The organism is Lysinibacillus sp. FSL K6-1151 (genome assembly GCF_038630755.1).
GTDB classification, from domain to species: domain Bacteria; phylum Bacillota; class Bacilli; order Bacillales_A; family Planococcaceae; genus Lysinibacillus; species Lysinibacillus fusiformis_D.
In genome coordinates this window covers 1,435,488-1,447,761 of the sequence record NZ_CP152040.1, presented here as the reverse complement: position 1 = coordinate 1,447,761, position 12,274 = coordinate 1,435,488, and the positions used below count along the sequence as shown (strand labels likewise).

The window sequence follows — 12,274 nt, the reverse complement described above, 5'->3', positions numbered from 1 at the left end:
AACAATTGGGGAAGATGCACTTGTTTTGGCATTTAGCCCTTCACACAAACTAGCGACTAAATAGGACAGCACCAAAGAAGATATTCTTAAAAATAAGCTTTTATTGCATACCTCTTCTAGCTCCACTAATCACTTCATTGAGAAGTGGATGGACTCTTTCCAGCCTTCTACTTATACGATTGAGCTGGATTCTGTGAGCACCATAAAAAAATGCTGACCTTTGGAAAAAACGTGGCTTTTCTATCTATTGCCTTAATAGAAGAGGAATTAACATCGGGTGTACTGATGAAGAAGGATTTAGATGATGTGACGCTTCACAGAAAGATTCAGTTGATTTATCCGAAAACGCGTTTAGATCATACCCTTGATGAATTTGTCAAAACTTCGGTTTACGATGTAGCAAAGCAATTAAAAATATCCCCTGTTATGACATAATTCCACAGGTAGTCGTAATAACATGAAATGGGAGGATATTTTTAAGAAAGGAGGGTTGTCCTTGCTAACTAGGCTTCTGACAAAGGATTGTATACAGCTTGCAAACTTTGTCCATTCGTGGCAAGAAGCGATTCATTTAGCTGCAAGACCATTAGTACAGCAAAATAAAATTGAGCAACGCTATGTCGAAGCCATGATTCAATCTATTGAGCAATATGGCTCCTACATCGTCATTACACCAAAAGTGGCCATTCCCCATGCACGGCCATCTGATGGTGTTTATGAGCTTGCCATGAGTTTGCTCCGGTTACAGCAGCCTGTTTTTTTTAGCCCTAATCAGCCTGTTTACTTACTAATTGTGCTAGCTGCCATCGACAATACGTCACATCTACAGGCGTTAGCTGATTTGGCAGCAGTGTTACAAGACCCTGACCATATTGAAGGCCTGATTGCCTGTCAGCATGCAGACATGATTTGTGAAAAAATCAAACAATATACGACAAAGGAGTCACCAGGATGAAAATTTTAGTCGTGTGTGGAAATGGTTTAGGTAGTAGCTTGATTTTAGAATGGAATGTAAACAAGGCATTAGAGGCATTGGGTAAAAATGCTGAGGTAACCCATACAGACTTAGCATCTGCAAAGGCAGAGAAAGCAGATATTTATTTAGGGGCAGCAGACATTGTGAATGAATTAGCGAAAGACAATGGAACCATTGTGAGCATCGTCAATATGATGAGTATTGTGGAAATAAAAGAAAAGCTAGAACCTTTGCTTTAAGTACGGAAAATTTGGATAGGATGAGGTGTTGATATGTTGGATGTTATCATGCATGACATTTTAGGAACACCAGCTATACTAGTCGGCCTATTCGCTTTTATTGGTTTACTCATTCAAAAAAAATCTAGCTCCACTGTTCTTTCAGGTACATTCAAAACAATTATGGGCTTTGTCATTCTTGGTGCTGGTGCCACTGTCTTGATTGGCTCGTTAGACCATTTTAGTAAAATGTTTGATCATGCCTTTCAAGTACAGGGAGTCATTCCCAACAACGAGGCCATCGTGGCAGCTGCTCAGACTAATTTTGGTACAGCTACAGCATTGATAATGGTATTTGGTATGATAATGAATCTATTATTTGCGCGATTTACGCCATTAAAGTATATCTTTTTAACTGGGCATCATACATTATTTATGGCTTGTTTAATCGCGGCTTCATTGTCAGTTGGTGGAATGAGTGGTACACCTCTTATTATCGTAGGGTCTATCATTCTTGGTCTTTGTATGGTAGTGTTCCCTGCCATTTTACAACCCACTGTTCGGCAAATAACAGGTAGTGATGATTTTGCTGTAGGTCACTTCGGCAGTGTTGGCTACTATGTTTCTGCAAAGATTGGTAAGCTCTTTGGTAATAAAACGAAATCAACTGAGGACATACAGGTTCCAAAATCATTAGGCTTTTTACGAGATACCTCTGTCGCTATTTCTTTAACAATGAGCGTATTCTTTGTCATTGTTGCCCTTTTCGCAGGCCCCTCCTATATTGAGGCACAATTATCAGCTGGCTCTAATTTTATTATTTTCGCTATTATGCAAGCGATCACATTCGCTGCAGGTGTCTATATTATTTTGGCGGGTGTCCGTATGTTAATTGCTGAAATTATTCCAGCCTTTAAAGGCATTGCTGATAAGCTTGTCCCAAACACAAAACCAGCACTAGATTGCCCAACTATTTTCCCCTTTGCACCAAACGCTGTCATCATTGGTTTCATCTTTAGTTTTTTAGCAGGACTTGTCTCTATGTTTATCCTCCCCTTCATTGGTTTAAAAGTGATTGTCCCTGGCCTCGTTCCCCATTTCTTCACGGGAGCTGCAGCTGGCGTCTTTGGCAATGCTACAGGCGGCAGAATCGGTGCCATGTCTGGGGCCTTTGCTAATGGTCTATTAATTAGCTTTATTCCAGCCATACTCCTAATCTTTATGGGCGACATCGGCTATGAAGGCACAACCTTTGGCGATTCAGATTTCGGTGTTATCGGCATTATTATTATTAATCTATTAAAATTATTCGGAGCTGTTTAGAACATATAGTAAAGCCTAACGCTATCTGCGTTAGGCTTTCATAGTGTTGAAAAACAAAACCATCCATAGAATTTATGTGAAAGGTGAAAAAGGATTTCCGTTGCAGGCTACTTGCTTTCCTGTGGGCGAGCGCCGAGCCGCTTCTACCGCTACCACTCCGTTTAGAGGCTCGCCTGTCTCGCTATCCCATGGGAGTCAAGTAGCCTTCCACTCCAATCCATAAAAAAGTGAAGGTATTCACTACTCTTTTGTGGAGGGGTGTTGTCACACATCACTTCTCCAAATTGAAAGTAAGAGGCTATCCTCTCTTATAATATAAATAATGGGCTATTTTGTTCAGGAAAAGACACTTTTGCAGAATGGTTGATTGGAGTGGAACCAGCGTCACTCCTAGGGGATTTAGTGAGCTGCACCCAAAATATTGGACTTAAAAATCTACTATAGGGGGTGCAGGTAGTGATTTCTGATGAACAAAAATTAGCCGCAGTTCTAGCTTACTTTGAAGAAAAAGAAAGTACGTATCAGATTGCCAATCGATTACAGAGGGATCGACAGTACATTCGATTATGGATTGAATTATATCGCTATCATGGCATCGAAGGAATTATTCGTCCTCAAGGGTTCACGAATTACGAAGATTCTTTTAAAATAAAAGTAATTCAACACCTGATAGAGACGGGCGATTCGCTCCTTCAGACTGCTGCGAAGTTTAATATTCCTTCCCGTGAAACCGTTCGGAGATGGAAAAAACAATGGATGTCAACGGCTGGTGAGGTGCTCTATCAAGTAGAAAAGGAGCGCCAATCAATGCCAAAAAAACAACCACCTTCGTCCGATTTAAATGGAAAAACAACGGATGAGTTAAAAGCCGAAATTGAGTATTTACGGATGGAAAATGCCTATTTAAAAAAGTTGAAAGCCTTAGTTCAAGAAAAGGATGCCTTCAAATCCAAGAAAAAGTAAGAGCTGTCTATGAGCTAAGGTTGGATTTTCCTCTTCAAGCTCTATTAAAAGTCGCGAAACTTAAGAAAAGTACGTATTATTATCATCTCCAAAAATGGGTAAAACCAGATAAATATCAGGCGATCAAAGAACGAATTCAGACGCTTTTTCATTACCATAAGGGGCGTTATGGCTATCGTCGTATTTGTTTAGCCCTCCGAAATGAAGGGTTTTTCATCAACCATAAAACGGTCCAACGATTGATGCAAGAATTGGGCTTAAAAGGGACGGTACGCCCTAAAAAATACCGTTCGTATAAAGGGACAGTCGGCTATGTCGCAGAGAATATCATCCAACGTGATTTTGAAGCCACTGCACCCAATCAGAAATGGGTAACCGATGTAACGGAGTTTAAAATAAACGGTCAAAAAATCTATATATCCGCTGTATTAGATTTATTCAATCGAGAAATCGTTGGGTATGAGGTATCAAAATCACCTAATTTTGAGTTAGTCCAACAGTCTTTGAAAATGGCGTTTACGTATACACAGCTATCAGAAAAGAGTGGCTTAATCATCCATTCTGATCAAGGATGGTTATATCAAATACCACGTTTTAAAGCGTTATTGGCCACTTATGAAATCAAGCAAAGTATGTCACGGAAAGGGAATTGTTTAGATAATGCCGTGATAGAAAGCTTTTTTGGCATTATGAAATCAGAATTTCTATACGCAACAACGTTTAAGAACTACGAAGCATTCAAAAAAGCGTTAGTAGACTATATCCACTACTACAATCATGAACGGATAAAAATAAAACTCAACGGAAAAAGTCCAGTTGAGTTTCGAAGAGTTTCTTAAAAGTTCAAATTTTTGGGGTCAGTTCACGCAGTGAGTGAAGCGGCTCATCGGACGCCCCCTGGAAAGGACGCTGGCGGAACGGAAATCAACCCCTCGCCTTGCAAAATTGCTTATTATGCCGTTGACATTACCTTTTTTCAACAACATGAAAGCCTAACGCTATCTGCGTTAGGCTTTATTATTGATTAGGCATACAGAGCTTGCTGTAGAAACCTTCATAAATATATTACTTAATTAGTCATCTAGGTTTATAATATTAACTTATTATGTATATAGAAATGACTATTTATTCTTTTGCTCTACATAAAAATTTATTTTCATTGTAGTCTGACATCAGACTAAAAAAATTCACATTTTGCCGATATATAGGCTATAAACAACAGGAGGTACAAACATTTTGAAGAAATTGATGATTACTTTTCTTTTGATGGGTCTATTGCTAACAGGCTGTTCATCCGCACAGACAGAGACATCAACTGAAGGATATAAGATAGGCGTTTTACTATCAGACGCGGGACTAGGCGATGAATCATTTAATGATTCAGCTTTTAAAGGGCTCGAAAAGGCTCGAGATGAGCTTGGCATTTTGTTTGATTACAAAGAGGCTCCTGATGGTAATTATGAGGACAAGCTGAACGAGCTTGTAGCAGAAAAATATGATATCATCATTGGTCTTGGTTTCTCTGTACAGGAAGCACTAGAGAAAACTGCGAAACAATATCCCGACCAACAATTCATATTGATTGATGGGCAATCTGATGTTGACAACATTATTTCGATTACCTTTAAAGAACAAGAAGGCAGTTTTTTAGTTGGTATGGTTGCTGCTATGACAAGCAAGACAGGGAAAATTGGCTTTATTGGTGGTGCAGATGCCCCTGTTATTCATCACTTTGAAAATGGCTTTATCGAAGGAGCTCGTTATGTACAACCAACTATTGACATTATGAGCGAATATGCGGGTACCTTTGATGACACGCAGGCTGGTGCAGCAATAGCAGATCAATATATAAAAAATAACGTTGATTTTATTTATCATGCAGCTGGCTTTACTGGTTTCGGCGCCATTAAAAAGGCCGAGGAAATGGGGATTTATGCAGCGGGTGTTGATATCGATCAATTTTTTGTTGCCGAAAAGACGGTTGTCACATCCATGCTAAAAAATGTGGATCTTGCTGTCTATCAACTTGCTAAAACATTAGTAGAGGACGGAAAAATTACCCAAAAATCGTTTGCATTAGGGCTAGCAGATCAAGGTGTGGGACTAGCTGATATTCGTGTCATTCAACTAACATCAGAGCAACAGGCTGCCATTGAAAAGGCACAAGAAGCCATTATCTCGGGCAAGATAAAAGTTACTGCAGAAAAGGGGAATGGCCAGTGACATTACGTAAAAAATTATTTATGAATACACTCATCCCAATCGTACTGGCTATGGCTATGATTGGCTTTATTATCATTCAAACATTTAATATCCAAACAACCGCACAGGATGACACGAAACTTTTGCTTGCAGTGAAAGAGCTGGAGCAAAGTTTGGTTGTGGCCAGCCAATCATTAAATAATTATACCTATTTAGATAGTGAAGCGAATAAAAATGAAGCACTTGCTATTTTACAAGAAACAAAAAGCAATTTAGAAGCATTGGCTGCTCTCACAAGAATACCTGACCATCAACAGATTATCGACAAAATTTCTGATAAATTTGATGACCTAGAAAAAGCTACAGAAAGCGGCTTTCAAGAAAACAACCGCTCTGAAATAAAAAAGCAATCTATCCGAATTAAAGGTATTTTAAACGATATGCATTTGCTCAAAAAAGAAACGAACGAATGGTATCAAGAGATGATACAAGTGACAAAGCAAAAAATTGGTTTTATTACAACCACTACAATCATCGGCAGTGTGCTATTAATTTTGGCAACGATTATTTATTCCTATGTGGCAGCAAAAAGAATTACCAAACCGATTAATCAGATTGTAGAGTGTGCACAGGGGGCAGCTACAGGAGATTTAACTATAGATACCTCTACACTCTCCTATCAACCAAACAGTCGATACGAGATTGATCAACTATCGGAAAGCTTTTCACAGATGATGAATAATTTGAAAAGTACTGTACAATCCATCGATCATATCGGTAAGGATGTTAACGTATTCACACAAGATGTGACAAGCCATATGAGAAATATTCATGAAAGCAGTAATCAAATCGCCACATCTACTGACGAATTAGCAAAAGGTAGCTATACGATGTCAGAAGATATTCAATCTGTGGCCATCCTTATGAATAATATGACCGACCAATTTAAGGGGGTTATGCAAACAAGTGAGCAATCCGCTAACAATGGTAAACAGGCATTAGAGGCTGTTCAAAATGGTCAATATTCATTAGAAAAACAATCAACCATTGCAAAAGATATTTCGACGACATCACTTGATATTAAAGAGGCTGTTACGCAATTTTCGCAATTCACTTCAGAAATTGAAGGAGCGGCCAATGCTGTCCACACTATTGCTAGCCAAACAAATCTATTAGCTTTAAACGCTGCCATTGAGGCTGCCCGTGCTGGAGAAGCCGGTAAGGGGTTTGCCATTGTCGCAGAGGAAGTGAAAAAGCTTTCTTCTGAAACGGAGAATGCAACGAATTTAATTACTTCTATGGTCACACATATACAGGATGGCATCTCACATATTCTTACTACGGCTGAGCGAGGATATCAGCTTTCAAATGAACAGTCCCATTCAATGGTAGAAACGGAACAATCATTTGCTGTCATTGCGACACATATCGCAGACATTCATCATGATTTACAAAGCCTTACAAAGGAAATGGTTCAAACGAATGAAATGAGCCAGCAAGTGAATAGTACGATAGAAAATATTTCAGCTATTACAGAAGAAACAGCAGCAGGTACAGAAGAAATTTCAGCTTCGACACAGGATCAGTTACTTGCCTTCCAAAAAATTAGCGCTAAAATTGACGATCTGCAAGGTATGACAGATACATTGATGCATGAGCTGAAAAAATTCACCTTATAATATCTTTGCCAAACAAAATCCAGTGAATGAATGTTCACTGGATTTCTTAGTGTTGAAAAACAAAACCACCCATAGAATTTATGTGAAAGGTAAAAAAGGATTTCTGTTGTAGGCTACTTGCTTTCCTGTGGGCGAGCGCCGAGCCGCTTCCTCTGCTACCGTGCAGGGGCACGCCTGTCTCGCTATCCTACAGGAGTCAAGTAGCCTTCCACTCCAATCCATAAAATAAAAATGTTCACTTTTTAGCAAAAAAGTGAAGGTATTCACTACTCTTTTATGGAGGGGTGTTGTCACACATCACTTCTCCACATTGAAAGTAAGAGAGGCTATCCTCTCTTATAATATAAATAATGGGCTATTTTGTTCAGGAAAAGACACTTTTGCAGAATGGTTGATTGGAGTGGATCCAGCGTCACAGAGGAGACCCTGGAACGAACGCAGTAAGTGAAGTGGCTCATCGGACGCCCCCTGGAAAGGACGCTGGTGGAACGGAAATCAACCCCTCGCCTTACAAAATTGCTTATTATGCCGTTGACATTACCTTTTTTCAACAACATGAAATCCAGTGAATAATGTTCACTGGATTTCCTCTTTTTATTATAAAGTTAAGCCGCCATCAACTACCACGATTGAGCCTGTCATATAGCTTGCTTTGTCTGATGCTAGGAAAACAACCATTTCAGCCAGTTCCTCTGGTTTTGCATAGCGTCCCATTCTCATATTTGGAATTTCTTCTGGAATATAGCCACCTGTTTCAAACATAGTTGTTACACTGTTTGTTAATGCTGTCTCTACGCCTCCTGGACAAATTCCGTTGATTCGAATCCCCTTTTTTACATACTCTAAAGAAGCTGCTTTTGTTAAACCTACTACTGCATGCTTACTTGCAGAGTAAACAGCCATACTATGCTCACTACGAATTCCAGCTGTTGAAGCCGTATTAATAATAGAGCCGCTACCTTGTTCTTCCATTACCTTTAAAACATATTTTAAGCCAAGGAATACACCTTTCACATTGATAGCCATAATACGTTCATACTCTACATCCTCAATCTCTGTTAATGGAGAAATTTTTTGAATAACTCCTGCATTATTGAAAAATATATCAATGCGTCCATAAGTATCAACAGCAACATTTACATATTTTTGAACATCTTCGTTTCTCGAAACATCTGCCTGAACGAAGATACCTTCTCCACCTTGCTTTTTAATCAAGCTTAATGTCTCTTCCCCTGTTGCTTTGTTGAAATCAACGACTACCACTTTTGCACCATTGCTAGCAAGCTTCAAACTGCTGGCTCTTCCAATACCGCTTCCAGCACCTGTTACAACTGCAATTTTATTCAAAAGATCCATCTTCTATTCCTCCCTAACATTTTGAAGTCATTGTCTATTTTATTGCTACTTCTCTCTTTTTTATTGTATTATTTTACACAAAATAGTACTTTCTCATTGTCTATACAATAAAAATTGAAACTGCTTTCATTTTGATAGTATTATTACGAACGGGGGTGCAGAAATGTGAAAATATCCACTATCGATCTTCAATATATAAGTCAACTAATTTCTGAAATACATCATCTCCCTGTCTCTTATATTAATGTAGCGGGAGAAGTAGTTTTTGAATATTCATCAGCAGAATATACCAGTAATCCATCCTATATTTCTCTAAAGGAACAGCTAAAAACATACCCATATCATACGGCTTCAAATAGCTATCCTATTTATTTCTCTATAGCTGAATGCAATTATTTTTATATTAACTTAACAGTAGACAATCAATATTTAGGGGCGCTTGTAGTTGGGCCGTCCCTTTCACCAGTAATAGAAGACACTATAAAATCAACTATTTATCATGAGCCTGATTTGTTTCCTACTCTCCATTATCAGCAATGCTTAGCCATCAGTTTATTTGTTTATTATTCAATCTACCAAAAAAAAATATCTAAAACAGCTGTGATTCACCACAACCACGCGTTAAAGCCCCTTATTCGTCATGAGGGACATACTGCGCTTGAACTTTCCTATGCAAGAAGAAAAGATAGTGTGCATACAAATCTTTACTATGAAAAAATATTGTTAGACAATGTGAAAAATGGGCGGATGGAGAAATTAAACGAAGTCTTGAACTATTCCATTGTCGGACAAGCACAACTTGGAGTGCTTTCAAAGCACAATCATTTAAGAAGTGTACAATATTTGATGATTACAGGAATTGCACTAATTTGTCGTGCTGCTATTGAAGGTGGATTAAATGAAGAAACAGCCTTTACATTAAGTGATTTTTACATTCAAAAACTTGAGGATCAAAGCAGCTTAATCGACATTCTTTCGTTAATGGAGGAAGCCATTTATGATTTTACACATCGTGTGTCACAAGCTAAGCAAAACAAATATTCAGCACCCATTACAACCTGCATCCATTCGATCGAAAATCAACTATATAGTGAAATAACACTCAATCAACTTTCAGCAATTTGCCACTTAAGCCCCAATTATCTTTCTTCCTTATTTAAAAAGGAAGTAGGGATTTCCTTTAGTGAATATATTCAGCAACAAAGGATTGAAGAGGCAAAAAAGCTATTAACCTATACAAGCTACCCCATTTTAGACATTGGTTCATTACTTAATTTCACAGATCAAAGCTATTTTATTAAAGTTTTCAAGAAATTTACAGGTATCACCCCTAAGCAATATAGAAATAAGGATGTCCATCAATAATAAAGAAAGTAAAAGAATGTTCGTGACCAGCTTTTACTTTCTTTTTACATAGTAAAAGTCATACTTGCAGTACCACTTGCATATTTTAAAACGTAATCATTACACTTTAAGGAGGTACATGTGGAACGTCTCCATCTATCAAGATATGTATTGAATTTTTGGTTCATCTTCATGCTATTAGGAAGCTTGCTACCATTCCTGTTATTCAATATCTCAGCATTAAGTGATTTAAGTTCCTCTTTACTCAGTCTGCATACTATTTTTTTAAGTATTTTAATTGAGGCATTACCGTTTGTGTTAATTGGTATCATCATTGCGGGCTTTATTCAGATTTTTATCACAGAGGAACATATTCAAAGGTGGATTCCTCAAAATGCGGTAATGGCCGTTGTCATGAGCTGTCTTGTAGGTGCATTATTTCCAGCCTGCGAATGTGGAATCGTGCCTATTGTGAGAAGATTGATTGCCAAAGGTGTACCGATTCATGCAGCTATAGGCTTTATGTTAACTGGCCCACTCATTAATCCAATCGTTATTCTCTCTACCTATATGGCATTTGGAAATGATTTGAAAATAGCCAGCTTACGAATGCTGCTAGGTTTTGTTATCGCTATTGTCGTAGCATTACTCATTAGCTTGTTTTTTAAAGGTTCACAATTTAAAAGCTCCTTACAACCTCATTCATTGGCAACAGCTAACCAACCAATATCCTTTGTCACAAAACTATTCAATATGTTCAAACATGCCATTGATGAATTTTTTGATATGGGCAAATACTTAATTATTGGGGCATTTTTAGCTGCTTTTGTCCAAACCTATGTATCTACCAAAACACTCGTAGAAATTGGAGATGGCGTATCCTCCTCTATTTTGGTCATGATGGGCTTAGCCTTTATTCTTTCACTTTGCTCGGAGGCAGATGCCTTTATTGGGGCATCCTTTAGTGCTACTTTCTCAACCCCATCCATTCTTGCATTTCTTGTTTTTGGTCCCATGATTGACTTGAAAAATACCATTATGTTAATGAGCGTATTTCGCTTCAAATTTGTCTTCTGGTTAGCCGCCTTAGTGGCTATCATTGTCTATATTAGTATATGGATTCTTTCACCGTATCTCTAAGGGGGAAAACCATGAAATTTCACGTTCAGCAAGCGCTAAGAGCCCTTATTCTACTTGCTTTCTCAGCTATGATTGCGAGCCTGCATTGGACCGGGGAACTAACAAAATTCATTAACCCCAAATATGAAAGCCTTAGCCAAACAGCTGCCATTTTATTTTTTATACTGTTTCTTGTTCAGCTAACAAGAGTCATATCATTTACCCAGACGACTCATCATTGCGACGACAGTGGACATGCTTGCTGTTCACATCATGACCATGGTCATTCAGTCTTTACACGCAAAAAATGGCTAGCCTATCTTATTATTATGACACCGATTTTGACGGGCTTCTTCGTGCCTGCCAAAATTTTAGATGCTGCAATCGCTGATAAAAAGGGTGGGGCCTTCTTTCTCACTCAGCAAAGTCAACCATCCAAAATTGAGGATTACCTCACTTCAAATGAAACGATTGATGAAAATATCTATGACGAGCATGATCCTGACCCTAAACTAATGGAAGAAAAGCAGGAAATGACAAAAAAGCAATATGAACAATTAAAGCAACAGCTATCTCAACAAACTATGCTGAAAATGACAGATGAGGATTATACGATTTATTACGAGGACATGCATCAACATCTAGCAAACTATTTAGGGAAGCAAATCCAGTTAAAAGGCTTTGTTTTGAAAGAAGATAGCTTTACAGAAAAGCAACTAGTGGTTTCCAGATTCCTTATTACCCATTGTGTTGCTGATGCAAGTATCGTAGGCTTTTTGACAGAATTTCCTGAGGTTCCAACTATCAAAGAGGATACATGGATTGAGGTAATCGGTACAATCGGTCAAACAACTTATGAGGGTGCAAGCCTACCCGTTATTCATATTGATGATTGGGTAACAATTGAACAGCCTGAATCACCATATCTTTACCCCATAAATATTCGAATGAGTTTCTAGCAACATGAAAGGGCAAAGTTTATATCTTTGCCCTTTCATAGTGTTGAAAAACAAAACGATCCATAGAATTTTTGTGAAAGGTGAAAAAGGATTTCCGTTGCAGGCTACTTGCTTTCCTGTGGGCGAGCGCCGAGC

General features: G+C 38.3%; 12 protein-coding genes. 11 read left to right on the top strand and 1 reads right to left on the bottom strand.

The features are described 5' to 3' along the window. Nucleotides 1-210: 210 nt before the first annotated feature. The 8 genes from MHI04_RS06825 (at nucleotide 211) to MHI04_RS06790 (ending at nucleotide 7,361) form a co-directional block, all read left to right on the top strand. Nucleotides 211-435: a hypothetical protein gene (locus MHI04_RS06825; RefSeq protein WP_244504847.1), complete on the top strand. Its 225-nt coding sequence runs from the start codon at nucleotides 211-213 to the stop codon at nucleotides 433-435. Nucleotides 436-496: 61 nt separating this feature from the next. Continuing rightward, nucleotides 497-955, top strand: coding sequence for a PTS sugar transporter subunit IIA (locus MHI04_RS06820; RefSeq protein WP_058844268.1), 459 nt, complete (start codon nucleotides 497-499; stop codon nucleotides 953-955). Then, entirely contained in the window at nucleotides 952-1,215 is a 264-nt protein-coding gene (locus MHI04_RS06815; protein ID WP_058844267.1) for a PTS sugar transporter subunit IIB, read from the top strand. Before MHI04_RS06820 ends, MHI04_RS06815 begins: the two co-directional genes overlap by 4 nt. A gap of 33 nt (nucleotides 1,216-1,248) precedes the next feature. Then, entirely contained in the window at nucleotides 1,249-2,517 is a 1,269-nt protein-coding gene (locus MHI04_RS06810) for a PTS ascorbate transporter subunit IIC (RefSeq protein ID WP_036127027.1), read from the top strand. 456 nt (nucleotides 2,518-2,973) lie between these two features. Beyond that, nucleotides 2,974-3,480 (top strand): helix-turn-helix domain-containing protein, encoded by a 507-nt coding sequence (locus MHI04_RS06805; protein ID WP_180957783.1) that lies wholly within the window; start codon nucleotides 2,974-2,976, stop codon nucleotides 3,478-3,480. Next, nucleotides 3,465-4,319 (top strand): IS3 family transposase, encoded by an 855-nt coding sequence (locus MHI04_RS06800; RefSeq protein ID WP_342535762.1) that lies wholly within the window; start codon nucleotides 3,465-3,467, stop codon nucleotides 4,317-4,319. Before MHI04_RS06805 ends, MHI04_RS06800 begins: the two co-directional genes overlap by 16 nt. Nucleotides 4,320-4,716: 397 nt before the next feature. Continuing rightward, entirely contained in the window at nucleotides 4,717-5,703 is a 987-nt protein-coding gene (locus MHI04_RS06795; protein ID WP_141903991.1) for a BMP family ABC transporter substrate-binding protein, read from the top strand. After that, nucleotides 5,700-7,361, top strand: coding sequence for a methyl-accepting chemotaxis protein (locus MHI04_RS06790; RefSeq protein WP_036117349.1), 1,662 nt, complete (start codon nucleotides 5,700-5,702; stop codon nucleotides 7,359-7,361). The genes MHI04_RS06795 and MHI04_RS06790 overlap by 4 nt, the downstream gene beginning before the upstream one ends. Nucleotides 7,362-7,958: 597 nt before the next feature. On the opposite strand, the gene MHI04_RS06785 is transcribed toward MHI04_RS06790, so the two are convergent. Further along, nucleotides 7,959-8,717: a glucose 1-dehydrogenase gene (locus tag MHI04_RS06785; protein WP_036127043.1), complete on the bottom strand. Its 759-nt coding sequence runs from the start codon at nucleotides 8,715-8,717 to the stop codon at nucleotides 7,959-7,961. Between the two features lie 165 nt (nucleotides 8,718-8,882). Here MHI04_RS06785 and MHI04_RS06780 point away from each other — a divergent pair, with 165 nt between their 5' ends. From MHI04_RS06780 to MHI04_RS06770, 3 genes are all read left to right on the top strand, one after another. Further along, nucleotides 8,883-10,082: a helix-turn-helix domain-containing protein gene (locus MHI04_RS06780; RefSeq protein ID WP_342535439.1), complete on the top strand. Its 1,200-nt coding sequence runs from the start codon at nucleotides 8,883-8,885 to the stop codon at nucleotides 10,080-10,082. Nucleotides 10,083-10,202: 120 nt separating this feature from the next. Then, nucleotides 10,203-11,201: a permease gene (locus tag MHI04_RS06775; protein ID WP_342535438.1), complete on the top strand. Its 999-nt coding sequence runs from the start codon at nucleotides 10,203-10,205 to the stop codon at nucleotides 11,199-11,201. A gap of 11 nt (nucleotides 11,202-11,212) precedes the next feature. Next, entirely contained in the window at nucleotides 11,213-12,139 is a 927-nt protein-coding gene (locus tag MHI04_RS06770) for a TIGR03943 family protein (protein WP_036127048.1), read from the top strand. Nucleotides 12,140-12,274 lie beyond the last annotated feature (135 nt).